Origin of the sequence: Pseudomonas sp. NPDC098747, assembly GCF_044760045.1 — a bacterium.
GTDB lineage: Bacteria > Pseudomonadota > Gammaproteobacteria > Pseudomonadales > Pseudomonadaceae > Aquipseudomonas.
Genome location: NZ_JBIWAL010000012.1, coordinates 52,310 through 74,454 on the forward strand (window position 1 = coordinate 52,310; position 22,145 = coordinate 74,454).

The following is a 22,145-nucleotide window of genomic DNA, read 5'->3' on the forward strand; positions in this document are numbered from 1 at the left end:
ATCGCAGCCTGCGGCAGCTCCTACAGAGGATTTGTGTAGGAGCTGCCGCAGGCTGCGATCTTTTGATCTTTTGTTCAGGTCAGCGGCTAGCCTGCAGCGACCGAGCCATCTGCAGGTGATTCTGCAGCTTGGGCAGCGTCTCATCGGCGAAGGCCTTGATCTCAGGCACTTCGGTGGTTTGCGCCTCCTGCTGGATCTGCTTGATCGCCTCTTCAGTGGCTTTGACCTGACTGGCGGCGTAGGCCTGATCAAAGGTTGCGCCGTCTTTCACTTCAGGGATCAATTCCTTGGCCTTGTCGGCCATTTCTTCACGCGGCGCGACGGGCAGGTCAAGCTTCTTGGCGATTTTCGCCAAATGCTGATTGGCCGTGGTGCGGTCATTGATGACGACGATAGTGAAGTCCTTGACCTCTTTGGATTCGGTTTTCTGATGCGCCAAACGGCTGGCCTCGATGTCTGCCATGCCTTTGGCGGAAGCATCGTTGATGAATTCGGCAGGCGACTGGGCAAACGCACTGCTGGCGAACAATCCCAACAGCGTGACAAAACTTAAACGTCGTAACTGGGTGGCCATCCGGCTCATGGTCGCGCCCTCCTTCTTGCTGAATTCAAGCGGGAGCTTGCGCCCCCGCCTCTCAATCAAAACTACCTTCACCGACTACTTCGATTTCTGAGCAGGCTTGCGGCCCATTTCTGTTTTCGCAGGCTCTTTATCGACCGTCGTTGTGGTGGTTTTCCCACCTTTGCGACCAGCTTCAGCAGCCTTCGTTCGATCGTTGGCGAAGTTTCCCGAGTTCGAGTTTCTTGAATTAGGCATGATTCTCTACCTCTTGGTAATGATCGTGGCGAGCAGGTGCCCGCCTAGATTGAGAATTTTCTGGCCGGCAAAGGTTTAGAAAGATTGTCATCGCTGCGACGAACGGTGAAACCGCGGCGAGCCAATCAAGCCTTGTTCGGCAGCAGTCCCGGCAGTGCATGCATTAGCGCATTGATGGCAAAACCAATGAACATCACACCGCACAACCGAGTGATCAGCAGTTCGTGACGCTGGTACACCGTGCGCACGCGCTGCGCACCAACCACGCCAATCAGAATCGCGTAGGCGAGCAGTCCGCCGAGGAAACTCAGGGCGATCAGCGCTGGCAGCATCGACCAGTTGAGGAGTTCGGCGCGGCTCGACAGCAGCGCGGTAAACGTCGCCACTGCCACCGGGTAGGCTTTGGGATTGGTCAGGCCGAACAGGATGCCGTGCCAGAACGGATTGCGCGCCGCGCCCTGCGGTTGATCATCGCTGCGGCGTTGGGCACGCACTGCACGCCAACCGAGCCAGAACAGGTACAAGCCGCTGAGTACGCCAAGCACATCAAAAGCGGTGCTGCCGATTTCCCGCGCACCGACAATCGCGATCAGCGCGGTGCTGCACCAGACCACATCGCCCAGCAGATGCCCGCAGAGAAAACCCGCGCCAGCACGCCGCCCATGCGCCGCACCTATGCCGAACACCGCCAGCACACCCGGCCCGGGCGTGATGCCGTAAATGAAACCCGAGGCCAGCACGGCCAGTAGCAACGATGGAGTCATGGGTAACCTGCAAACGCCGGAAGATGTGGCGGCCAGTCTATATCAGCGAAATCTGTCTGATCACGGCACGTCGTAAAAACGCATGCCGGCATACGGTTTTTGCCGACACGCCGCCAGCCGCGAAGCGAGATCGCCGACGTGGGCTTCGAGCTGGTGACCGTCGGGATCGAGAAAGTAAAACGAAGCACCTTCACTGCGGTTATCCCGCCATTCCTGAACGTTTGCCGCTTTTAGCCTCTGTACGAAAACCGGGAAATCCACCGCGCTGAGGCTGAAGGCGTAATGGGTGTAATCGCCGCACGTCTGGGCACTGCGTTTCGAATCAAGCGAAAGGCACAGCCACAACCCCGGCAGCGACAGATAGGCGCCGGTGTCCCACGTCGCTTCGACGCGCAACTGCAGCACATCGCGGTAAAACGCCAGGCTGCGATTCAGATCGCTGACGGCGAGGGTCAGGTGGTTGAGGCCGGTGAGCATCGGTTCAGTAACCTCTGAAGTCTTCGGGGACGATGTACTGCTGGCCGTCGTAAGTCAGGGTTATCTGGGTTTTCTTCAGGTGAGTGGTTCTGGAAACGCACTGGTTGCCCGACTTGGCGTCGTTCATTTTGCTGCCGCTGGTGGTGATGATCAAATCGGCGAAACCATGGTGACTCGAAGGCCCCATCTCGACAGTCCTGCGGATTTGCCTGGAATAACCCTCGCAGTCACTCATGAATTCGCCGTTGTCTTTGAAGACCACCAAGCCTTCCAATACCGGGCGCAGGTTGTTGCCCTCGCGGACATACAGCGCCAGATCGGTTTTTTCGTAGGGAATGGCATGGGAGCTGTGCACGAACTTCGAGCGCAGACCAAACGCGCGAACATTCGGCGCCAGTCGGTAGCGACCGGTGTCGATGCGCAGGTCATCGAAGCGCACGGCATCGGAGTTGTAAGCGCCAGGCTTGCGGTAAGTGGCGATGGGGTTTGCATTGCTGGCATTGACGATCGACAGATCCAGATCGAACACCCCGGCATCGTCGCCACCCGAGTCGGCAAGGTACGTGGACTTGACCGCGATCGCCTGAGTCGGGAAGGCCGGCCAGACGATGCAGCGCGACAGTGACTGGCCGTCGAAGGCCTTTGTGGTGCAGGCGGCTTGGGCCTGGGCGGTGATGGCCAGAAAACCGAGGGCGACAAGAAGTCTGGTGGGCGTGAGCATTGTTCTTCCTTGATAAAATGTCGTGTTTAGCAGGTCAATCAAAGACCTTTGAAACCGGGCGGCAAAACGTAAGTCTTTCCGTCGTAATGCAACGTTGTCAAAACTGGTGTGTGTACGGTGGTTTTATCTTCACAAGCGTCGCCTTCAACCACATTTGTCGTGCCTGTTTCCTGGGTTTTGACGATCAAATCTGCAAAACCGTGGGAGGTCGTTTTAGCCATATCGACGGTTCGTGAAATCTCAAAACGCTCACCAGCGCAGTTGTCATCCCACTCGCCGCCATACTCATAAACCACCAGCTTACGCAGGGCTGGGCGCAGCTTTTCGCCCTCCTTCACGTAGAGCGAGAGTTGAACTTCCTCCATCGGATTGAGGCGAGAGCCGTTAGTCAGGCGTGCACGCACGCCAAAGGCTCGAAGTTCGGGGGTAAGTTTGTAGCGTGCCGTGTCGAGCGTCAGCTCTTGCAAGCGGGCGCCATCCATTACGAAAGCAGCGCGCTGATGAAAAGAGGCAATCGGACTCGGTTGGCCATCCTGCAACACGGACAAGTCCAGATCGTGGGCAGCAAGCGCTTTGGCGGTACCAGGCTCAAACCGAGTCGAGGCGCTGATGGTAAGCCCCGGGTAGGCCGGCCAATCTTTGCAGGCAGACATTTCCTCCCCCGCAACGGCTGGCGGCGTGCAAGCAGCAAACACCTGCCCCGCCATCAACCACCCTGCCAACACCACACACCCGATCAATGCAGACTTCACTGTCACTTGCCGCTCCTTGATAAGGTTTCAGCCGCGCACTATCCCCTCCTCAACTAACCGTTTCAACCGGAAAAATACCAAATCGCCATCATCAAATACTCGAGATAGACCAGCGGAGCTAGCCATTCCTGCAAACCACACTGTAGTGTTACGTATTACAAACCACTACACCGAGTTCACCATGTCCGTCATGTCCTTGCGTATCCCAGACGAAATCGCCGATACGCTCGCCAATCTCGCCAAAGCGACCGGTCGCAGCAAGTCTTACCTGGCGGTGGATGCATTGCGCGAATATCTGGCGCGGGAAGCCTGGCAGGTCGAAGAGATACAGCAGGCGCTGAAAGAGGCCGACGCCGGGGATTTCGCATCTGCTGACGAAGTGAGAGCTATTGCTGACAAATGGAATGCGAATGCGCGTTGAGTGGCTGCGAACTGCGTTAAAGAATCTCGATGACGAAGCTGCCTACATCGCGCTTGAAAATCCGAAAGCTGCTTCAGAATTTGTTCAGACCATACTGGCTCGCGTAGATCATCTCGCTCGTTTTCCTGCCTCCGGGCGGGAGGGACGTCTGGCTGGAACACGAGAATGGGCGCTTCCTGATCTTCCCTATTTGATTCCTTACCGTGTCCGCCAAGGCAAGGTACAAGTGTTGCGCATCTTCCACACTCGTCGACTCCCGCCCAGCAAGTGGTAGAAGACGTTCATACAGCGTTTGCGATCCGTTCAATCCCCTCCTCAATCCTGCGATTCAACCAACTCAACGCCTGATCCCCGCCCCGGCGCTTATGCCACGCCAGCACAAACGTAAACGGCGGAATTTCGAACGGCGGCGGCACGATGACAAGTTCGCGCTGATCAATATCCCGCAACCCCCGCGACGACACCGTAAGAATCAGATCCGTGCCGCTGATGAACTGTGGCGCGACGTTCCAGTGCGGCAAGCTGATGGCGACGCGGCGGCGCTCACGCAGTGAGGTTAACGCGCGTTCGATTTCCGGCGTGCCACTGCCTCGCATTTCCAGCAACACATGCGGGCGGGACAGGTAGGTCGGCAGATCCAGAACGCCCTCGGCAGGCAAACTTGCGCGATCCAGCAAGCACACATAGCGCTCTTCAAACAGCAGCGTGCTGCGCAATTCGTTGGGCATTTCCGGGAATACGCCGGCGGCCACATCGATATCGCCGTTGAGCACCCCTTCAAGCATGCCTTCGCGACTGGCGTGGCTGATTTGCAAGTCGATTCCCGGCGCTTCGCGGCGCAGGGTGCGGATCAGCGCGGGCAGGATGATCGCTGCACCGTAGTCGGACATCGCCACGCGAAAGGTGCGGCGCGCACTCGCCGGATCGAAGGTGTTGGGAGCCAGCAGCGACTGCACCTGGGCCAGCGCTTCGGCCAATGGCGCGACCAGCTCCAGGGCCCGCGCGGAGGGCACAAGACCAGAGCCTGCGCGTACCAGCAATGGGTCTCCAAGCAAGTCACGCAATCGCGCCAGCGCATGGCTGACCGCCGGTTGGCTGAGGTGCAAACGCTCGGCGGCGCGGGTGACGTGTTGTTCGCTGAGCAAGGCGTCGAGGATCACCAGCAGATTGAGGTCGATACGGCGCAGATCATTCATCTGATGCATGTTCCGGATGACAAAACGGAATTTAAATCTGCGCGACGAATAGCCTAGAGTCCAGCAAAACCTGTGGAGGATGATCATGAGTACGTTGCATTGGGCCGGATTGCTTGCCTTGGCCGCTTTCGCCGGCGCGGTGGTGCCGTTTCAAAGTGCAATCAATAGCAATCTGGCGCGCGGACTGGGGCATCCGTTGTGGGCGACATTGGCGTCGCTGCTGGTGAGTGTGCTGGTGTTGTTGCCAGTGATTCTGGCGTTGCGTTTGCCGTTGCCGTCAGTGGCATTTATTAGCAAGGCGCCGTTGTGGATGTGGGCAGGTGGCGCGTTCGGCGTGTGCTTTGTGGCGCTGGCGGTGATGCTTTTGCCCAAACTCGGCGCGTCGGGATTTGTCGCGCTGGCGTTGGCCGGGCAGGTCATTGCCTCGATGGTGCTGGATCATTTCGGGCTGTTCGGGTTGGTGGAGAAGCAGCTGACATTGCCGCGAGTATTTGGCGCGGTGTTGCTGATTGCGGGAGTGGTGTTGATTCAGTTTGGGGATTCGACAGTGAGGGTTTTTTCACCGCAGTAAAAAGCAAAAGATCGCAGCCTGCGGCAGCTCCTACATGGGACCGGTGTAGGAGCTGCCGCAGGCTGCGATCTTTTGATCTTCGCCCGAATATCTAGAACGCGTTGCGGAAAATCTCTTCGATCTGCCGCTGATCCGCCGCGCGTGGATTGGTCAGCCCGCAAGCGTCTTTCAGGGCGTTGGTGGCGAGAATCGGGATGTCGGAAAGCTTCGCGCCCAGATCCCGCAAGCCGCCCGGTATTTCAACGTCTCTGGCCATACAACGGATCGCAGTGATCGCCGCCTGCGCGCCCTCTTCCGGGCTCAAACCGTGAACATCGGCACCCATGGCATGGGCGACATCGGTGAGCCGGTCGGCACACACCAGCGCATTGAACGTCTGCACATGCGGCAGCAGCACGGCGTTGCAGACGCCATGAGGCAAGTCGTAGTAACCGCCCAACTGGTGCGCCATCGCGTGCACGTAGCCCAGCGACGCATTGTTGAACGCCATGCCGGCGAGGAACTGCGCAAAAGCCATGTTCTCCCGTGCGGCGAGGTCGCTGCCGTCGCGCACGGCCAGGCGCAGGTTGTTGCTGATCAGGGTCATGGCCTTCAGCGCACAGGCGTCAGTGATCGGGTTGGCGGCGGTCGAGACGTAGGCTTCGATCGCGTGAGTCAGGGCGTCCATACCGGTGGCGGCGGTCAGGCTTTTTGGCATGCCGACCATCAGCGCCGGGTCGTTGACCGACAGTAGCGGCGTGACGTTGCGGTCGACGATGGCCATTTTCACGTGGCGCGATTCGTCGGTGATGATGCAGAACCGGGTCATCTCGCTGGCGGTGCCGGCGGTGGTGTTGATGGCGATCAGCGGCAGTTGCGGCTTGCTCGATTGATCAACGCCCTCGTAATCGCGAATCTGCCCGCCATTGGTCGCACACAGCGCGATGCCCTTGGCGCAGTCGTGCGGCGAACCACCGCCCAGCGACACCACGAAATCACAGTGACTTTCCTTGAGCAGGCCCAGACCGCACTCGACATTGGCGATGCTCGGGTTCGGTTTGGCGCCGTCGAAGATCACCGAGTCGATGTCCTGCATCGCCAGTTTCTCCGCCACCATGGCCGCCACGCCGGCCTTGGCCAGCCCCGCGTCGGTGACAATCAGCGCCTTGCGAAAACCGTAGTTGCGGATCGCGACCATGGCTTCGTCGAGGCATCCATTGCCCATGATGTTGACCGCCGGAATGAAGAAGGTGCTGCTCATCGTGTTTCTCCTGACTAGGGCCGAATCGACTGCTCCGATCCGACGGATGCACACAGGATCGACCCATCGGTCACGGCGGATGTTGATCTGGCTCAATGTCCGCTCGTGATAAAGTCGCCGCCCATCAGCCCCTATGTTTTGAGATGTGCCAAGTAATGAGCGATTTTCTGGATGTCGACGCCACCCTCGAAGACTGGAATACCCTGCGCGCCGCAACCGACTTCAACGGTTTGCTGGTGGGTAACGGCGCCAGCCGGGCCGTTTGGGACGACTTCGGTTACGACTCGCTGTTTGAAAACGCCCGCACTGTGGAAGAAAAACCCCTGAGCGCGTCGGAACTGGCGGTGTTCGACGCGATGCAGACGCACAGCTTCGAGCAGGTCCTCAGCGCACTGAAAACCACCAGTCGCGTGAACAAGGCGTTGGCCGTCAGTTCGGCCGCACCGCGCAATCGCTACTACGCGATCAAGGAAGCGTTGATCAACACCGTGCACGCCCTTCACATTCCGTGGCGGCTGGTTCGGACCTCAACGCTAACCACGCTGAATGAAGAACTGGCGCGCTATCGCACGGTGTTCACCACCAATTACGATTTGCTCAACTTCTGGGCTCTGCAGCACAAAAGCGAGGCCATCGACGATCTGTTCAATGGCGCCAATGCCAGTTTCGATATCAGCGAAACCGCTACGTCCAAACCGCGTTTGCTGTACCTGCACGGCGGTCTGCATCTGGTGCGCAATCAGGATGGCACCGCGCGCAAACTGACCTCTACCGAGGGCACGCTGCTCGGCAGTTTTGCGATCAACAACACGATCAAAACGCTGGATGACGTGCCGCTGTTCGTCACCGAAGGGCCGAGCGCCGACAAGCTCAAGACCATTCGCAGCTCGGATTATCTGTCGTTCTGTTACGAGCAGTTATTGAGCCATCGCGGCAGCCTGTGCATCTTCGGCCATGCCTTGGGCGAGCAGGACAGCCACATCGTGCGGGCATTGCGCCTGGCAAAGCCTGCGGTTGTGGCGATCTCGATCTATCCGCGCAGCGCGGCGTTCGTTCAGCATCAGAAGCGCCACTACGCGAAAGTGTTTGAGGGGACGGGGGCTGAGTTGCGGTTTTTTGATGCGAAGACGCATGCGTTGGGCAGTACGAAGCTGTCGGTGCCGGTCGAGGTTTGAAGCAAGATCAAAAGATCGCAGCCTGCGGCAGCTCCTACACTGATCTCTGTAGGAGCTGCCGAAGGCTGCGATCTTTTGATTTTCGGTTCATTCTTCTGAGCTGTGCACCACCACCAGCAACTGCGCCTGCACTTCGCCCACCGAGCGAATCCGATGCGGCTTCTGCGCATTGAAATGCAGCGCATCCCCGCGCTCCAGCAGCACTCGCTCGCTCATGAAATCCACTTCCACCTGCCCTTCGTGGACAAACAAAAACTCTTCGCCCAAATGCTCTTTGAAGGTCTTGTCGGTGAACTCGCTCGGCGGGTAGATGATGAACGGCAGCAGGTTGCGCTCGCTGACCTGATGCGCCAGCACCGCATAACCCGGGCTCTGATCATTGGCCGCCAATGACTGGCGCTCGTGGCTGCGCACCAGGCTGTAGCTGTCGAGGCTGACGTTGTCTTCGGAGAACAATTCCTCGACTTTCACGTTCAGGGCCTTGGCCAGTTTCAACGCGGCAGCAATCGACGGGGTGTTCAACCCGCGCTCGACTTTCGACAGATAACTCTTGGTCATGCCGGATTTCTCGGCCAATGCCTCAAGGGTTACGCCAAGTTTTTTTCTCAGTAATTTCAAACGGATAGACATGCGCAGCGGTTATTCCATCAAGGAAGCGACGATTTGTGCTTGCCAATGACACTTTGTGTCATATAGCCTCTTTCGTGTCATTTGCAATCACCCAAAGGACACAGACATGGCCAAGACATTAGCACTACCCAAAGAGCAACTGGTCAAGCAAGCGCTGACCCAGATGCAAAACACCCTGGCGGATAATACGTGGACAGACCGGCAAAAGCTGGCCCTGACCTGCCGGATTCTGTTCGAGAGCGGTCACGACTCCGGCCTGGCCGGACAAATCACCGCGCGAGGCCCTCAGCCAGGCACCTATTACACTCAACAACTGGGCCTGGGTTTCGACGAAATCACCGCGAGCAATCTGCTGCTGGTCAACGAAGACCTGGAAGTCCTCGAAGGCCACGGCATGGCCAACCCGGCCAACCGTTTCCACAGCTGGGTTTATCGCGCCCGACCAGATGTGAACTGCATCATCCACACCCACCCGACGCACGTTGCCGCGCTGTCGATGCTGGAAGTGCCGCTGGAGATTTCGCACATGGACCTGTGCCCTCTGTACGACGATTGCGCGTTTCTTGAAGGCTGGCCAGGTGTGCCAGTGGGCAACGAAGAAGGCGAACTGATTGCCGGCGCACTGGGCGACAAACGCGCGATTCTGCTTTCGCACCACGGTCAGTTGTCGAGCGGCAGCACGATTGAAGAAGCGTGCGTCATCGCACAACTGATCGAACGCGCGGCAATGCTGCAACTGCTGGCGATGGCGGCCGGGACGATCAAGCCGATCATTCCGGCGCTGGGTCGCGAAGCGCATGACTGGGTGTCGAAACCCAAGCGCCACGCCGCCGCGTTCAACTATTACGCCCGGCAGAACCTGCGCCAACACGCCGATTGCCTGAACTGAAACCTTTTTACGGAGACACTCTCATGTCCAATATTCACGGCATCATCGGCTACACCATCACCCCGTTCGGCGCCAACGGCGAAGGGCTGGATCTGCCGGCCTTGGGTCAATCGATCGATCGCTTGATCGACAGCGGCGTCCACGCCATTGCCCCGCTCGGCAGCACCGGCGAAGGCGCTTACCTGAGCGACGCTGAGTGGGATCAGGTTGCCGAGTTCAGCATCAAACACGTGGCCAAACGCGTGCCGACCATCGTCAGCGTGTCTGACCTGACCACCGCCAAAGCCGTGCGTCGCGCGCGCTTTGCCGAGGCTCACGGCGCCGACGTGGTGATGGTGCTGCCGGCGTCGTACTGGAAGCTCACCGAAGCGGAAATCCTCGCGCACTACCGCGCCATTGGCGAGAGCATCGACGTGCCGATCATGCTCTACAACAACCCGGCCACCAGCGGCACCGACATGTCGGTCGACTTGATTCTGCGCATCGTCAATGCCGTGGAAAACGTGACCATGGTCAAGGAAAGCACCGGCGACATCCAGCGCATGCACAAGCTGCAATTGCTCGGCGAAGGTCAGGTACCGTTCTACAACGGCTGCAACCCGCTGGCGCTGGAAGCCTTTGCCGCCGGGGCGAAAGGCTGGTGCACGGCGGCACCGAACCTGATTCCGCAACTGAACCTGGACTTGTACACAGCTTCGCTGGCAGGTGATCTGGACAAGGCGCGGGCGCTGTTCTATCGCCAGTTGCCGCTGCTGGACTTCATTCTGAAAGGTGGTTTGCCAGCGACGATCAAGGCCGGGCTGCGCGATACCGGGCTGGAGGTTGGCGATCCGCGCTTGCCGGTGTTCCCGTTGAGCGAGGCCGGGCGTGGTCAGTTGCAAGCGATCCTGAAAACCTTGCGCTAATCCCCGATAACACACAAAACCCAGTAGGAGCTGTCGAGTGAAACGAGGCTGCGATCTTTTGATTCTGGTTTTTAAAATCAAGATCAAAAGATCGCAGCGTGCCGCAGCTCCTACAGGGGCATTGCGAATTGTTTAGAGGACCGGCAGGGTCTTGTCCTTGATGGTCTTCGTCGGGCCGTTGGTCTTGACGCTGGCGATGCCTTTGTCACACGCCGCATCCGAGGAGTAGGCCTCGCTGCTGCCGATGACCTGATGGTTAGCCGCTTTGAGGTTGAAATACGGATGACCATCCTTGGTGGTCTTTTTCTCATAGCGCTCATCCAGCGGGCTGTTGGTCTGCACAGACGCAATGCCGCTGTCGGCCGCCGCGCGGGTGGTGTAGAGCTCGCTGGTGAGAATGGTTTCGGCGTTGGCTGCTTTCAGCACAAACCTGAACTGGCCATTGCTGCTTTTACTCAATTCGTACCATCCGGACATGCTCGTTTCTCCTTGGCGGTTGTGAGGTTTCGCGATTCAGAGTAAAGACCAACCTCAGACTTCTGTCGCCTGTACCGACGCCATCGCGGGCAAGCCCGCTCCCACAGAGTCCGGGTCGTTCACAAACTCTTTGTACAGCACACAGAACCTGTGGGAGCTGGCTTGCCAGCGATGGCGGCGACTCGGTATGGGTTATTTCACCACCGCCCGCACCACCGACAATTCCGGAGCCGACACCCGCCGCTGACTCAAATACCGCGTACAACTCACCCGCAAGAACGAAGCAAAATTCACCACTTCACCGCGATAATCCATCACCTCTTCATACAGCTTGGCGATCAGTTGATTGGTGGTCATGCCGTCGAGCTCGGCGATTTCGCCGAGGATGTCCCAGAACTGATTCTCCAGGCGCAACGTCGTCACCACCCCGCAGATACGCAGCGAGCGAGAGCGCGATTCATAGAGGATCGGGTCGGCCTTGACGTAGAGCTCGCACATGGACGAAACCTCGTTACAGGGTGATTTTGGTGCCCAGCAGACCGAGGAAACCGGCCAGCCAGTTCGGATGCGCCGGCCACGCCGGAGCAGTCGCCAGATTGCCTTGAACGTGGCCGTCGGTCACTGGAATGTCGATGTACGTGCCGCCCGCCAGTCGGACCTCCGGCGCGCAGGCCGGATAGGCGCTGCACTCGCGTCCCTCAAGAATGCCCGCCGCTGCCAGCAGCTGCGCGCCATGGCAGACCGCTGCAATCGGTTTGCCGGACTTGTCGAAGGCACGTACCAGATCGAGGACTTTTTCGTTCAGACGCAGGTATTCCGGGGCTCGACCGCCGGGGATCACCAGCGCGTCGTAATCGGCCTCGCTGGCGTTGGCGAAGTCGAAATTCAGCGCGAACAGGTGTCCGGGTTTTTCGCTGTAGGTCTGGTCACCTTCAAAGTCATGGATCGCGGTGCGCACGGTCTGGCCAGCGGCCTTGTCCGGGCAGACCGCATGGACGGTGTGCCCGACCATTTGCAGGGCCTGGAACGGCACCATCACTTCGTAGTCTTCGACGTAATCGCCGACCAGCATCAGGATTTTTTTCGCGGCCATGGGGAGGACTCCTCTGGGAAATGCTTGGGAGTATTCAAGGTAGACCTTATCCGAACGCTCGGGTAACAGCCGGCTACTACGCCTAATGCGCCAGGCAGTTTGTACACGGACACCTGTAGGAGCTGCGGCAGGCTGCGATCTTTTGACTCTGGTTGTGTAAGCAAGATCAAAAGATCGCAGCGTGCCGCAGCTCCTACAGGTACGAGTCAAGCCAGATAACTGTTGGCGCGCATCGGAGTTGCGATTCAGGCCAGGTAGCCGTCGGCACGCAACAAGGTTTCCAGGCAGTGCTCGCTGATGTTGTAGAACGCCTTCAACTCCTGAATCTTCACCAACAGCTGAGCCGGGTCGACCGGTTCGGCGCGTTTCACCGCCAGAATCATCTTGTTCTTGTTGGTGTGATCCAGCGAGATGAACTCGAACACTTTGGTCTCGTAACCACAGGCTTCAAGGAACAGCGCGCGCAGGCTGTCAGTGACCATCTCCGCCTGCTGCCCGAGGTGCAAACCGTATTGCAGCATCGGTTTGAGCAGCGCCGGGCTCTGGATCTGCAAGCGGATCTGTTTGTGGCAGCACGGCGAGCACATGATGATCGACGCGCCCGAACGGATGCCGGTGTGGATCGCGTAGTCAGTGGCGATATCGCAGGCATGCAGGGCGATCATCACGTCCAGTTCGCTCGGCGCCACGCTGCGCACGTCACCGCATTTGAACACCAGGCCCGGATGATCCAGTTTTGCCGCCGCGGTGTTGCACAGGCTGACCATTTCTTCACGCAACTCGACGCCGGTGACTTCGCCCTCGGCCTTCAAGGTATTGCGCAGGTAATCGTGGATGGCGAACGTCAGGTAGCCCTTGCCCGAACCGAAATCCGCGACCCGCACCGGTTTGTCCAGCGCCAGCGGTGACGAGGTCAGGGCATGGCTGAAGACTTCGATAAACTTGTTGATCTGCTTCCACTTGCGCGACATCGCCGGGATCAGCTCGTGCTGGGCGTTGGTCACGCCCAGGTCCTTGAGGAACGGACGGCTCAGGTCCAGAAAACGGTTTTTCTCGCGGTTGTGCTCGGCCGACGGTGCTTCACGCAATTGCTGAGGTTTGCTCTTGAACAGCGAACTCTTGCCCTTTTTGCTGTATTCCAGCTGGGCTTCGTCAGTCACCGCCAGCAAATGCGCATTTTTGAACGAGGCCGGCAGCAGCTCGGCAATGCTCGCCACGCCTTCGCTCAATGGCAGGTTCTTGGTGATGTCGCGGGTTTTGTAGCGATACACGAACGACAGGCAGGGCTGAGCCTTGACGGTCACAGGCTTGATGATGACGCGCTGCAAGTCCGCTTCTTCACCGACGTACTTGGCCAGTACCAGTTTGATGAAACCGTTCTGCTCGAGGCTGGTTTGCAGCAACTCGATGAACTGGGCGTGGTGATCCGGCGCGGGTTTGGCAGATGGCGTGGAAGGGGCAGTAACGGACATGAACAAGCGGCCTCGGGCGGGGCGAATCGGGAATGGCGGGTATTTTAGGGGGGATGGGGGTTGGGGACACGCTCTTATTTACCCAACGGTTCTTGAAAGCACCCTCACCCCAGCCCTCTCCCAGAGGGAGAGGGGGCCGACCGCGTTGTTTTCTCGAGTTACGCCGACCTGAAACACCGAGTCGAACTCAAGCATCAAAAGCGACAAATTAAGCGGTCAGCTGTAAATCCATAATCGACTCGGTCACTCAGGTCGATGAATAGCGACAGACACCTCGGTCGGCCCCCTCTCCCTCCGGGAGAGGGCTGGGGTGAGGGTTTGGATCTCAAGTCAGCAGACTTATCAGCCCAACACCACCAACCGATTCGGCAACTCATTCCTCACCTGCGTCACCGGCACATGCACCTTGAGCAATTCCCCACACGCCTCGATGCACGTGACAAACCCCTCAAGCGTGCGCCCCTGCCGTACCTGTTCGGTGAACGCCGCAACAATCACGTCCCAGCTTTCATTACCCAACCGTTTCGAAATCCCCTCATCCACCAGAATCTCCACATAGCGCTCGGCCTCGCAGACAAAAATCAGCATGCCGGTGCTGCCCACCGTGTGATGCAGGTTCTGCTCGAGAAACTGTCGCCGCGCCAGATTCGATGCGCGCCAGTGGCGCACTCGGCGGGGTACCAGATGCGTGGTGATCTTCGGCAGGCGAAACAGCAGGCACAGCACGATGAACAGGCCCCACTGCACCAGCAACAGGCTGTGCAGGGTCAGCCAGCCGGTCAGATAATGCACGATACCCGGCAGCACCAGCGCCAACAGGCTGGCCCACAGCAGCGGGATGTACGCGTAATCATCGGCGCGAGCCGCCAGCACCGTAACCAGTTCGGCGTCGGTGTCGCGTTCGACCCGGGCGATTGCCTCGGCGACTTTGCGTTGTTCGTGTTCAGTCAGTAATGCCATGTCAAAAAGTGCCTGCTGATTATTCTTTTAATGTCACCAGCCGCCGGACGATCCACCGCCGCCGAAACTGCCCCCGCCGCCGCTGAAGCCCCCGCCTCCACCGCCGCCGCCAAATCCGCCGCCACCGCCAAAACCTCCACCGCCACCAGAGCCGCCACGGCCGACCGGGAGGATACCGAGCATCTGGCAGACAAACACCGTCAGGATGAACAACATCACCAGAAAAACGAACAACGCCGGGTGTCGGGAGACGAAATCATCGGACGGATCGCCACTCGACTCATACACCGTCGACGGCTCGCCCAGCGGATTTCCGCCCAGCACGACCAGCATCGCCGCCACGCCGTCGCTGATGCCTTTGCTGAAATTGCCGGTCTTGAACGCGGGCGTGATGACTTGATGAATAATCACCGAGGTCTGCGCATCGGTCAGCCGGTCTTCCAGGCCATAACCGACTTCGATGCGCAATTTGCGCTCGTCACGGGCGACGATCAGCAGCGCGCCGTTGTTCTTGTCCTTTTGCCCGATGGCCCAATGGCGGCCGAGCTGGACGCCGTAATCCTCGATGGTGGTGCCTTGCAGATCGGGCAGCGTGACCACGACCAATTGCTCGCCGCTCGCCTGTTCGTGGGCCTGCAACTGTTGGCTCAGTTGCGCACGCACCGACGGCTCGATCATCTGCGCCTGGTCCACCACTCGCCCGCTCAGCGCCGGGAACGTCAACTCGGCCCGGGCGCTGACGGCGAACAGCCACAGCATCAGCACCAGGCACATTTTCAACACACGCATGAATATCCCCCACCGATCCCCCTGTAGGAGCTGCCGCAGGCTGCGATCTTTTGATGTTGTTTTTCAAAATCAAAAGATCGCAGCCTGCGGCAGCTCCTACACAGGATTGTTTAGAACTTCACTTCCGGAGCCTTTTCCGCACCGGGAGTGGTGGCTTCAAAGGTTTCGCGAATCGACAGGTCGCTGTACATCACGCTGTGCCAGAGCCGACCGGGAAAGGTGCGGATCTCGGTGTTGTACTTTTGCACCGCCAGAATGAAATCGCGCCGTGCCACCGCAATTCGATTTTCCGTGCCTTCGAGCTGCGATTGCAGGGCGAGGAAGTTCTGGTTGGCCTTCAGATCCGGGTAACGCTCGGAGACCACCATCAAACGGCTCAACGCGCCGCTCAACTGATCCTGCGCCTGCTGGTACTGCTTGAGCTTCTCGGGATTGTCGAGGGTGCTGGCGTCAACCTGAATCGACGTGGCTTTCGCCCGGGCTTCGATCACCGCGGTCAGGGTTTCCTTCTCGTGGGCGGCATAGCCCTTTACCGTTTCCACCAGATTGGGGATCAGGTCAGCGCGGCGCTGGTACTGGTTCTGCACCTGCCCCCACGCGGCTTTGGCCTGTTCGTCGAGGGTCGGGATGTTGTTGATGCCGCAGGCGGTCAGCAATGTCGCCAGCATCAACAATGTGGCGACCTGCAAACGCGAGCGATAGGTTGGACTTACATTCATTGCAGTGATGCTCCCTGACACATTTCATTTAAAAAGCCGAGCGCGAAACCTTCTCAGCCAGCGGTTGGGGCATAATCGGCCGCGCTACTGGATTGCGACCGGTCAATGGGCTAAAAAGTGCCTGCGCGGTCAAGCTGCCTGCGGTCAACGGTGGTTTTTTGGCTTGGCGTTTTTGAGCCCGCACCCGAACAACAATAGTCGCTCCCTAAATTTTTGGCTGGCCGGCATTGCATTGCCGTTTGCGCCCTTGAGAAAAATATTCATGAAGAAGCTGTGTTTGCTGGGCCTGTTCGTCAGTCTGGCCAGTCATCAAGTATTGGCCGCTGAGACCCCGGTGCCCCTGGAAAACAAGGACGCCTTCATCAGTAATTTGATGAAGCAAATGACCCTCGACGAAAAGATCGGCCAGTTGCGCCTGATCAGCATCGGCCCGGAAATGCCCCGCGAGCTGATCCGCAAAGAAATCGCCGCCGGCAACATCGGCGGCACGTTCAACTCGATCACTCGCCCGGAAAATCGTCCGATGCAGGACGCTGCCATGCGCAGTCGCCTGAAGATTCCGATGTTTTTCGCCTACGACGTGATCCACGGTCACCGTACGATTTTCCCGATTCCGCTGGCCCTCGCCTCGAGCTGGGACATGGACGCCATCGGTCGGTCCGGGCGCGTTGCCGCCAAAGAGGCCGCCGCCGACAGCCTCGACATCACTTTCGCGCCGATGGTCGATATCTCCCGCGACCCGCGCTGGGGCCGTAGTTCCGAAGGTTTCGGTGAAGACACTTATCTGACTTCGCGCATCGCCCGAGTCATGGTCAAGGCCTACCAGGGCGATGCCCCGAACACGGCCGACAGCATCATGGCCAGCGTCAAGCACTTCGCCCTGTACGGCGCGGTCGAGGGCGGTCGTGACTACAACACCGTCGACATGAGTCCGGTGAAGATGTACCAGGATTACCTGCCGCCGTACCGCGCAGCGATTGATGCCGGCGCCGGTGGTGTGATGGTGGCGTTGAACTCGATCAACGGCATTCCGGCCACCGCCGACACCTGGCTGATGAACGATCTGTTGCGCAGAGACTGGGGCTTCAAGGGCTTGGCGGTCAGTGACCATGGTGCGATCTTTGAACTGATCAAACACGGTGTCGCCCGCGACGGTCGTGAAGCGGCGAAGCTGGCAATCAAGGCCGGCATCGACATGAGCATGAACGACACCCTGTACGGCAAAGAGCTGCCGGGCCTGCTCAAGTCCGGCGAGATCGAACAGAAACACATCGACAACGCTGTGCGCGAAGTCCTTGCGGCCAAGTACGACATGGGCCTGTTCAAGGACCCGTACCTGCGCATCGGCAAGGCTGAGGATGATCCGGCCGACACTTACGCCGAAAGCCGTCTGCACCGCGCCGATGCTCGTGACGTCGCGCGTCGCAGCCTGGTGCTGCTGAAGAACCAGAACGAAACCCTGCCACTGAAGAAAACCGCGAAAGTCGCGCTGGTCGGCCCGCTGGCCAAGGCGCCGATCGACATGATGGGCAGTTGGGCTGCCGCCGGTCGTCCAGCGCAGTCGGTCACGCTGTTCGATGGCATGAGCTCGGTCATGGGTGATAAATCCAACCTGATCTACGCCCGTGGCGCCAACATCACCAGCGACAAGAAGGTGCTCGACTACCTGAACTTCCTCAACTTCGATGCCCCGGAAGTGGTTGATGATCCGCGTCCGGCCAACGTGCTGATCGACGAAGCGGTGAAAGCCGCCAAGGATGCTGACGTAATCGTCGCAGCGGTCGGCGAGTCCCGTGGCATGTCCCACGAATCTTCCAGCCGTACCGACCTGAACATCCCGGAAACACAGCGCGAGCTGATCCGCGCGCTGAAAGCCACCGGCAAGCCGTTGGTGCTGGTCTTGATGAACGGCCGCCCACTGACCATTCTCGAAGAGAACCAGTCGGCTGACGCGATTCTGGAAACCTGGTTCAGCGGCACCGAAGGCGGCAACGCCATCGCTGACGTGCTGTTCGGCGACTACAACCCATCGGGCAAACTGCCGGTGACCTTCCCGCGCTCCGTGGGGCAGATTCCGACCTACTACAACCACCTGAGCATTGGCCGGCCGTTCACGCAGGGCAAACCGGGCAACTACACCTCGCAGTATTTCGATGACACGACGGGCCCGCTGTTTCCTTTCGGTTACGGTCTGAGCTACACCGATTTCAGCCTGAGCGACATGGCGCTGTCCTCGACCACGCTGAACGCCACCGGCAAGCTCGACGCCAGTGTCATGGTGAAGAACACCGGCAAGCGTGACGGCGAAACCGTGGTGCAGTTGTACATTCAGGACGTCACCGGTTCGATGATCCGCCCGGTGAAAGAATTGAAGAACTTCCAGAAAATCATGCTCAAGGCTGGCGAGCAGAAAGTCGTGCACTTCACCATCACCGAGGAGGAGCTGAAGTTCTACAACGCCCAGCTCAAGTACGCGGCCGAGCCTGGCAAGTTCAACGTGCAGATCGGCCTGAACTCTCAGGATGTGACGCAGCAGAGCTTTGAGTTGCTGTAATTTTCCAGGCTATGCATAAACCTGTGGGAGCTGGCTTGCCAGCTCCCACAGTGTTTTTTGGTGTAGCAACTAGCCGCGTCTGTCGAGGATGTTGACCACCAACCGATCCACCCAGCCCCAAATCCTCTGCTTCACCCGCCGCCACAACGGCCGGCGCCGCCACTCCTCCAGGCTCACGCGCTGACTCAAGCCGAAATCCTTCTCGAAACTCGCCACCACTGCTGCCGTCAACGACGGATCCAGTGCCTCAAGGTTCGCCTCCAGATTGAAGCGCAAATTCCAGTGATCGAAGTTGCACGAACCGATGCTCACCCAATCGTCCACCAGCACCATCTTCAGGTGCAGGAAGCACGGCTGGTATTCGTAAATCTGCACGCCGGCCTTGAGCAGTCGCGGGTAGTAGCGATGCCCGGCGTAACGCACGGACGGGTGATCGGTGCGCGGCCCGGTCAACAGCAGGCGCACGTCGACACCACGGGCAGCGGCCTTGCGCAGCGAGCGGCGGATGTTCCAGGTCGGCAGGAAGTACGGCGTGGCCATCCAGATGCGTTTGTGCCCGCTGTTCAGCGCGCGAAACAGTGATTGCAGAATGTCGCGGTGCTGGCGGGCGTCGGCGTAGGCCACGCGGCCCATGCCCTGGCCCATGTCCGGCACCTTGGGCAGACGCGGCAAGCCGACATGCGCGGATGGCTTCCAGGCACGGCGATGGCGGTTGGCGATCCATTGGCGGTCGAACAGCAATTGCCAGTCGAGCACCAGCGGCCCGCTGATTTCGACCATCACTTCGTGCCACTCGCTGGTGTCGTGCCCCGGCGTCCAGAACTCATCGGTGACACCGGTGCCACCGACCACCGCCAGCCGCTGATCGACCAGCAGCAGTTTGCGATGGTCACGGTAGAAATTGCCGACCCAGCGCCGCCAGTGCAGGCGATTGTAGAAGCGCAGCTCAACCCCGGCGTGCGTGAGGCGTTTACGCAGGTTCAGGGTAAACGCGAGGCTGCCGTAGTCGTCGAACAGGCAACGCACGCGCACACCACGTTCGGCGGCCAGCACCAGTGCTTGCACGATGGTTTCGGCACAGGCGCCAGCCTCGACCAGGTACAGCTCAAGCTCGATCTGCTCCTGGGCGCTGGCAATCTGCTCAAGCATGCGCGGGAAGAATTGCGGGCCGTCGATCAACAGTTCGAACCGGTTGCCGTCACGCCAGGGGAAAATCGCGCCGCGCATGTCAGCGCGCCGTGAAAATCAGCACCGCACCCACCGGCACCGACAGACTGATGGCCGACAGATCGGCCAATTTGCGCAGGCTTTCCAGCCCTGGGGCGAGATCGAAATCCTCGGCGTTGATCACCACCGGTTCCAGGGTCACCACCTGGAAGCGTCGATCATCAAGACGGGTTGCCAGCAGCTCGGCCGGGTATTCGTGTTGTTTGCCATGCAGATTGACGGTCAGCGGCAGACGTAGTTCCAACTGCGCGCCGGGGGCCAGATCGTTGATCGGACGCAGGTCGATCTGGGTGGTGATGGTCGCCTCGGGGAATTGCTCGATCTGGAACAGCTCCTTGCGCATGCGCTCGTCACGCAGCGGGATGCCGCTGTTGATCGAATCCATCTCGATCTCGACCTCGGCGCGACCGTTCGGATCGACCTTGCCGTGCAGCACCAGAAAGCGCTGCACTTCGGAGATGTGGGCGTTTTTCGTGCTGACAAACGACAGTCGTGACGACTCGCCGTCCAAATACCAATTGGCCTGCGCCGGCAACGTAGCGGCGGCCAGCAGCAGGCAGGACAGGGTTTTGTAGAGAGAGCGGTTGAACATTGAGGACTCGTGGGGGCGATAAACCTGCACGAACCTTAACTGGCTGGGGCGTTATTGCAAAATCGAGATCAAAAGATCGTCCGATCGCGGCCCGGGCCTTCGACAGCTATAGGGTTCCACTGTTGACGCTTCACCTGTGGGAGTTGGCTTGCCAGCGATTGGGCCGGCACAGGTGAAATTTTTGCTGAATGACACGCCGCCATCGCTGGCAAGCCAGCTCCCACAGGGTTCTTTTATTTGCAGGCGAATTGTGCGTTTCAAGGGTTAAGGCGGCAGCCCTGTCGTTCGTTTTGCCATTGCGCGCTATTGCTGCGGCCCATGCCACTGACGGTGATGGTTTTGCTATCGGCGTCATCGCTGAAGCCGCTGGTTGGCAGCCACTGCTTCACATAGCCACGGCAGTATTGGGCGTCGTTGTTCATGACGTAGCGGCACGAACAATATTCTTTCGCGGTGTAGGCGCTGATGATGTCCGGGAAGGCCCAGAGATTTTCGCGCTCGTACCCGATCCAGCCGAGCAGGATGACAAGCAGCACCAGCAAGAACCGCTTCATGGCCGCACCGCCGCAAGCACACGCTTGAGCAGTTCGTTATGGCGGTAACTGCCGTCACGGTCATCGGCGTAACGGACGATCACCATTTTTTCGCTGGGGATCACGTACAGCGCCTGACCCCAATGACCCAGCGCGGCGAAGGTGTCGGGCGGTGCGTCGGGCCATGGCGATGGCGCGTCACTCGCCGGGCGATTGAGCCACCAGTGGCCGCCAGGCACCGCTTCATCCTGATGGGCCTTGTAACCGGCGAAGGGTTTCAGGTTGAACGCGAGCCAATCCTTGGGCAGCAATTGTCGATCATTCCAGCGCCCGTCGCGGGCCATCAATAAACCAACCCGCGCCAGATCCCGGGCCGTGAGGTAAGCGTAAGAAGACGCGACAAAGGTGCCAGTGGCATCGGTTTCCCACACGGCGTGGCGAATGCCCAACGGGTCGAACAGCGCGGTCCACGGATAGTCCGGATATCGCTGCGGGCCGACGATGGATTTCAACGCAGCCGCAAGCAGATTGCTGTCGCCGCTGGAGTAACGGAATGCCTGCCCCGGTACGGCGTAGCTGTCGTGATCGGCGGTGAATTGCGCCATGTCCTGATGACCACGGGTATAGAGCATCGCCACCACCGAGGATTTCAGTGGGGCGTATTCGTAGTCTTCCTGCCAGTCGATGCCTGAGGCCCAGTGCAGCAGATCCGCGAGGGTGATCGCCGGATGTTTGTCCAGCGCCGGGTAAAACTTCACGGCAGGATCATCGAGCTTGAACAGGCCCTCACCGTAGGCGACGCCAAGCACCGCAGCCATCAGGCTTTTGCTGATCGACCAGGTCAGGTGCGGGGTTTGCGCGTTAGTCGGGCCGGCGTAGCGTTCATAGATAATTTTACCGTCGCGGATGATCAACAAGGCATCGGTGCGAATGCCCTGGTGGGTAGTGTCGTCGCGGGGTGGAAAGGCGTAAGCCTCAAGATCCTTCGTCGCGCTGATCTGAGGGCCAACCGGCCATTGTTCGCCGGGCCATGATTCGGCCTGAACGGTGAAGCTGATCAGCAGCAGAAACAGCGACAGGCCTTTGAACATGGTGAGGGCTCTTGGGGAGAACCTGCTGAGGGTAGTCGGGGTTCATGACAGATGTGTGGTGTTTTGCGGCCGCCTTCGCG

The 22,145-nt window shown here is 59.3% G+C and carries 27 protein-coding genes; 7 read left to right on the forward strand and 20 right to left on the reverse strand.

The annotated features are described in order from the left end of the window. Positions 1-79: 79 nt before the first annotated feature. From ACIQVE_RS10465 to ACIQVE_RS10490, 6 genes are all read right to left on the reverse strand, one after another. Positions 80-583 (reverse strand): DUF4142 domain-containing protein, encoded by a 504-nt coding sequence (locus ACIQVE_RS10465; RefSeq protein WP_402807588.1) that lies wholly within the window; start codon positions 581-583, stop codon positions 80-82. A 75-nt stretch (positions 584-658) separates the two neighbouring features. Then, positions 659-817 carry a KGG domain-containing protein gene (locus ACIQVE_RS10470; protein WP_402807591.1) on the reverse strand — a complete coding sequence of 53 codons (159 nt, stop codon included), beginning with the start codon at positions 815-817 and terminating at the stop codon, positions 659-661. Between the two features lie 125 nt (positions 818-942). Continuing rightward, the gene (locus ACIQVE_RS10475) at positions 943-1,581 is read right to left on the reverse strand and encodes a LysE family translocator (protein ID WP_402807593.1); all 639 of its coding nucleotides are present in this window, start codon (positions 1,579-1,581) and stop codon (positions 943-945) included. A gap of 60 nt (positions 1,582-1,641) precedes the next feature. Continuing rightward, positions 1,642-2,058 carry a fosfomycin resistance glutathione transferase gene (fos, locus tag ACIQVE_RS10480; protein ID WP_402807595.1) on the reverse strand — a complete coding sequence of 139 codons (417 nt, stop codon included), beginning with the start codon at positions 2,056-2,058 and terminating at the stop codon, positions 1,642-1,644. Between the two features lie 4 nt (positions 2,059-2,062). Then, complete coding sequence (locus tag ACIQVE_RS10485; RefSeq protein WP_402807597.1) at positions 2,063-2,779, reverse strand: hypothetical protein; 717 nt, start codon at positions 2,777-2,779, stop codon at positions 2,063-2,065. A 38-nt stretch (positions 2,780-2,817) separates the two neighbouring features. Further along, entirely contained in the window at positions 2,818-3,537 is a 720-nt protein-coding gene (locus ACIQVE_RS10490) for a hypothetical protein (protein ID WP_402807598.1), read from the reverse strand. A 175-nt stretch (positions 3,538-3,712) separates the two neighbouring features. Here ACIQVE_RS10490 and ACIQVE_RS10495 point away from each other — a divergent pair, with 175 nt between their 5' ends. Beyond that, complete coding sequence (locus tag ACIQVE_RS10495) at positions 3,713-3,952, forward strand: CopG family ribbon-helix-helix protein (protein WP_402807600.1); 240 nt, start codon at positions 3,713-3,715, stop codon at positions 3,950-3,952. Next, complete coding sequence (locus ACIQVE_RS10500) at positions 3,942-4,226, forward strand: type II toxin-antitoxin system RelE/ParE family toxin (RefSeq protein WP_402807602.1); 285 nt, start codon at positions 3,942-3,944, stop codon at positions 4,224-4,226. The genes ACIQVE_RS10495 and ACIQVE_RS10500 overlap by 11 nt, the downstream gene beginning before the upstream one ends. Positions 4,227-4,233: 7 nt before the next feature. Here ACIQVE_RS10500 and ACIQVE_RS10505 read toward each other — a convergent pair whose 3' ends face one another. Then, positions 4,234-5,157, reverse strand: a complete 924-nt coding sequence (locus ACIQVE_RS10505) for a LysR substrate-binding domain-containing protein (RefSeq protein ID WP_402807604.1) — start codon at positions 5,155-5,157, stop codon at positions 4,234-4,236. Positions 5,158-5,233: 76 nt separating this feature from the next. On the opposite strand from ACIQVE_RS10505, the gene ACIQVE_RS10510 reads away from it, so the two are divergent. Beyond that, a complete protein-coding gene (locus ACIQVE_RS10510; protein ID WP_402807606.1) occupies positions 5,234-5,719 on the forward strand; it encodes a DMT family transporter in 486 nt (161 codons plus the stop codon). Between the two features lie 91 nt (positions 5,720-5,810). Here ACIQVE_RS10510 and yiaY read toward each other — a convergent pair whose 3' ends face one another. Continuing rightward, on the reverse strand, positions 5,811-6,959 hold the full coding sequence (gene yiaY, locus ACIQVE_RS10515; protein ID WP_402807608.1) for an L-threonine dehydrogenase: 1,149 nt from the start codon (positions 6,957-6,959) through the stop codon (positions 5,811-5,813). Between the two features lie 155 nt (positions 6,960-7,114). On the opposite strand from yiaY, the gene ACIQVE_RS10520 reads away from it, so the two are divergent. After that, entirely contained in the window at positions 7,115-8,134 is a 1,020-nt protein-coding gene (locus ACIQVE_RS10520) for a DUF4917 family protein (protein WP_402807610.1), read from the forward strand. Positions 8,135-8,221: 87 nt separating this feature from the next. On the opposite strand, the gene ACIQVE_RS10525 is transcribed toward ACIQVE_RS10520, so the two are convergent. Further along, on the reverse strand, positions 8,222-8,764 hold the full coding sequence (locus ACIQVE_RS10525; protein ID WP_047598046.1) for a helix-turn-helix domain-containing protein: 543 nt from the start codon (positions 8,762-8,764) through the stop codon (positions 8,222-8,224). 106 nt (positions 8,765-8,870) lie between these two features. On the opposite strand from ACIQVE_RS10525, the gene ACIQVE_RS10530 reads away from it, so the two are divergent. Both ACIQVE_RS10530 and ACIQVE_RS10535 read left to right on the forward strand, forming a co-directional pair. After that, on the forward strand, positions 8,871-9,653 hold the full coding sequence (locus tag ACIQVE_RS10530) for an aldolase (protein WP_402807612.1): 783 nt from the start codon (positions 8,871-8,873) through the stop codon (positions 9,651-9,653). Between the two features lie 23 nt (positions 9,654-9,676). Next, positions 9,677-10,558: a dihydrodipicolinate synthase family protein gene (locus tag ACIQVE_RS10535; protein WP_402807615.1), complete on the forward strand. Its 882-nt coding sequence runs from the start codon at positions 9,677-9,679 to the stop codon at positions 10,556-10,558. Positions 10,559-10,690: 132 nt separating this feature from the next. Here the strand turns inward: ACIQVE_RS10535 and ACIQVE_RS10540 are convergent, their stop codons facing one another. The 7 genes from ACIQVE_RS10540 to ACIQVE_RS10570 all read right to left on the reverse strand — a co-directional run bounded on the left by ACIQVE_RS10540 (position 10,691) and on the right by ACIQVE_RS10570 (position 16,068). Further along, positions 10,691-11,035, reverse strand: coding sequence for a YegP family protein (locus tag ACIQVE_RS10540; RefSeq protein WP_402807617.1), 345 nt, complete (start codon positions 11,033-11,035; stop codon positions 10,691-10,693). Positions 11,036-11,227: 192 nt separating this feature from the next. Continuing rightward, entirely contained in the window at positions 11,228-11,533 is a 306-nt protein-coding gene (locus ACIQVE_RS10545; RefSeq protein ID WP_402807618.1) for a ribbon-helix-helix domain-containing protein, read from the reverse strand. A gap of 13 nt (positions 11,534-11,546) precedes the next feature. After that, the gene (locus tag ACIQVE_RS10550; RefSeq protein WP_402807621.1) at positions 11,547-12,128 is read right to left on the reverse strand and encodes a DJ-1/PfpI family protein; all 582 of its coding nucleotides are present in this window, start codon (positions 12,126-12,128) and stop codon (positions 11,547-11,549) included. Positions 12,129-12,373: 245 nt separating this feature from the next. Beyond that, positions 12,374-13,600 carry a class I SAM-dependent methyltransferase gene (locus ACIQVE_RS10555; protein ID WP_402807623.1) on the reverse strand — a complete coding sequence of 409 codons (1,227 nt, stop codon included), beginning with the start codon at positions 13,598-13,600 and terminating at the stop codon, positions 12,374-12,376. Between the two features lie 342 nt (positions 13,601-13,942). Continuing rightward, positions 13,943-14,560 (reverse strand): TPM domain-containing protein, encoded by a 618-nt coding sequence (locus tag ACIQVE_RS10560; protein WP_402807624.1) that lies wholly within the window; start codon positions 14,558-14,560, stop codon positions 13,943-13,945. Positions 14,561-14,593: 33 nt separating this feature from the next. Next, positions 14,594-15,349, reverse strand: a complete 756-nt coding sequence (locus ACIQVE_RS10565; protein ID WP_402807626.1) for a TPM domain-containing protein — start codon at positions 15,347-15,349, stop codon at positions 14,594-14,596. A 110-nt stretch (positions 15,350-15,459) separates the two neighbouring features. Then, complete coding sequence (locus ACIQVE_RS10570; RefSeq protein WP_402807629.1) at positions 15,460-16,068, reverse strand: LemA family protein; 609 nt, start codon at positions 16,066-16,068, stop codon at positions 15,460-15,462. Positions 16,069-16,330: 262 nt separating this feature from the next. Here ACIQVE_RS10570 and bglX point away from each other — a divergent pair, with 262 nt between their 5' ends. Further along, the gene (bglX, locus tag ACIQVE_RS10575; protein ID WP_402807632.1) at positions 16,331-18,622 is read left to right on the forward strand and encodes a beta-glucosidase BglX; all 2,292 of its coding nucleotides are present in this window, start codon (positions 16,331-16,333) and stop codon (positions 18,620-18,622) included. A gap of 69 nt (positions 18,623-18,691) precedes the next feature. Here the strand turns inward: bglX and ACIQVE_RS10580 are convergent, their stop codons facing one another. The 4 genes from ACIQVE_RS10580 to ACIQVE_RS10595 form a co-directional block, all read right to left on the reverse strand. Next, positions 18,692-19,849 (reverse strand): phosphatidylserine/phosphatidylglycerophosphate/cardiolipin synthase family protein, encoded by a 1,158-nt coding sequence (locus ACIQVE_RS10580; protein ID WP_402807635.1) that lies wholly within the window; start codon positions 19,847-19,849, stop codon positions 18,692-18,694. Position 19,850: 1 nt separating this feature from the next. Then, entirely contained in the window at positions 19,851-20,441 is a 591-nt protein-coding gene (locus tag ACIQVE_RS10585) for a YceI family protein (RefSeq protein WP_402807637.1), read from the reverse strand. A 257-nt stretch (positions 20,442-20,698) separates the two neighbouring features. Next, positions 20,699-20,995, reverse strand: a complete 297-nt coding sequence (locus ACIQVE_RS10590; protein ID WP_402807638.1) for an amidase — start codon at positions 20,993-20,995, stop codon at positions 20,699-20,701. Then, positions 20,992-22,065, reverse strand: coding sequence for a serine hydrolase domain-containing protein (locus ACIQVE_RS10595; RefSeq protein WP_402807639.1), 1,074 nt, complete (start codon positions 22,063-22,065; stop codon positions 20,992-20,994). Before ACIQVE_RS10595 ends, ACIQVE_RS10590 begins: the two co-directional genes overlap by 4 nt. Between the last annotated feature and the right edge of the window lie 80 nt (positions 22,066-22,145).

Coding starts and splice junctions, on each gene's coding strand:
- ACIQVE_RS10465 (WP_402807588.1), bottom strand. CDS start 583: ATGAGCCGGATGGCCACCCAGTTACGACGTTTAAGTTTTGTCACGCTG.
- ACIQVE_RS10470 (WP_402807591.1), bottom strand. CDS start 817: ATGCCTAATTCAAGAAACTCGAACTCGGGAAACTTCGCCAACGATCGA.
- ACIQVE_RS10475 (WP_402807593.1), bottom strand. CDS start 1,581: ATGACTCCATCGTTGCTACTGGCCGTGCTGGCCTCGGGTTTCATTTAC.
- fos (WP_402807595.1), bottom strand. CDS start 2,058: ATGCTCACCGGCCTCAACCACCTGACCCTCGCCGTCAGCGATCTGAAT.
- ACIQVE_RS10485 (WP_402807597.1), bottom strand. CDS start 2,779: ATGCTCACGCCCACCAGACTTCTTGTCGCCCTCGGTTTTCTGGCCATC.
- ACIQVE_RS10495 (WP_402807600.1), top strand. CDS start 3,713: ATGTCCGTCATGTCCTTGCGTATCCCAGACGAAATCGCCGATACGCTC.
- ACIQVE_RS10500 (WP_402807602.1), top strand. CDS start 3,942: ATGCGCGTTGAGTGGCTGCGAACTGCGTTAAAGAATCTCGATGACGAA.
- ACIQVE_RS10505 (WP_402807604.1), bottom strand. CDS start 5,157: ATGCATCAGATGAATGATCTGCGCCGTATCGACCTCAATCTGCTGGTG.
- ACIQVE_RS10510 (WP_402807606.1), top strand. CDS start 5,234: ATGAGTACGTTGCATTGGGCCGGATTGCTTGCCTTGGCCGCTTTCGCC.
- yiaY (WP_402807608.1), bottom strand. CDS start 6,959: ATGAGCAGCACCTTCTTCATTCCGGCGGTCAACATCATGGGCAATGGA.
- ACIQVE_RS10520 (WP_402807610.1), top strand. CDS start 7,115: ATGAGCGATTTTCTGGATGTCGACGCCACCCTCGAAGACTGGAATACC.
- ACIQVE_RS10525 (WP_047598046.1), bottom strand. CDS start 8,764: ATGTCTATCCGTTTGAAATTACTGAGAAAAAAACTTGGCGTAACCCTT.
- ACIQVE_RS10530 (WP_402807612.1), top strand. CDS start 8,871: ATGGCCAAGACATTAGCACTACCCAAAGAGCAACTGGTCAAGCAAGCG.
- ACIQVE_RS10535 (WP_402807615.1), top strand. CDS start 9,677: ATGTCCAATATTCACGGCATCATCGGCTACACCATCACCCCGTTCGGC.
- ACIQVE_RS10540 (WP_402807617.1), bottom strand. CDS start 11,035: ATGTCCGGATGGTACGAATTGAGTAAAAGCAGCAATGGCCAGTTCAGG.
- ACIQVE_RS10545 (WP_402807618.1), bottom strand. CDS start 11,533: ATGTGCGAGCTCTACGTCAAGGCCGACCCGATCCTCTATGAATCGCGC.
- ACIQVE_RS10550 (WP_402807621.1), bottom strand. CDS start 12,128: ATGGCCGCGAAAAAAATCCTGATGCTGGTCGGCGATTACGTCGAAGAC.
- ACIQVE_RS10555 (WP_402807623.1), bottom strand. CDS start 13,600: ATGTCCGTTACTGCCCCTTCCACGCCATCTGCCAAACCCGCGCCGGAT.
- ACIQVE_RS10560 (WP_402807624.1), bottom strand. CDS start 14,560: ATGGCATTACTGACTGAACACGAACAACGCAAAGTCGCCGAGGCAATC.
- ACIQVE_RS10565 (WP_402807626.1), bottom strand. CDS start 15,349: ATGCGTGTGTTGAAAATGTGCCTGGTGCTGATGCTGTGGCTGTTCGCC.
- ACIQVE_RS10570 (WP_402807629.1), bottom strand. CDS start 16,068: ATGAATGTAAGTCCAACCTATCGCTCGCGTTTGCAGGTCGCCACATTG.
- bglX (WP_402807632.1), top strand. CDS start 16,331: ATGAAGAAGCTGTGTTTGCTGGGCCTGTTCGTCAGTCTGGCCAGTCAT.
- ACIQVE_RS10580 (WP_402807635.1), bottom strand. CDS start 19,849: ATGCGCGGCGCGATTTTCCCCTGGCGTGACGGCAACCGGTTCGAACTG.
- ACIQVE_RS10585 (WP_402807637.1), bottom strand. CDS start 20,441: ATGTTCAACCGCTCTCTCTACAAAACCCTGTCCTGCCTGCTGCTGGCC.
- ACIQVE_RS10590 (WP_402807638.1), bottom strand. CDS start 20,995: ATGAAGCGGTTCTTGCTGGTGCTGCTTGTCATCCTGCTCGGCTGGATC.
- ACIQVE_RS10595 (WP_402807639.1), bottom strand. CDS start 22,065: ATGTTCAAAGGCCTGTCGCTGTTTCTGCTGCTGATCAGCTTCACCGTT.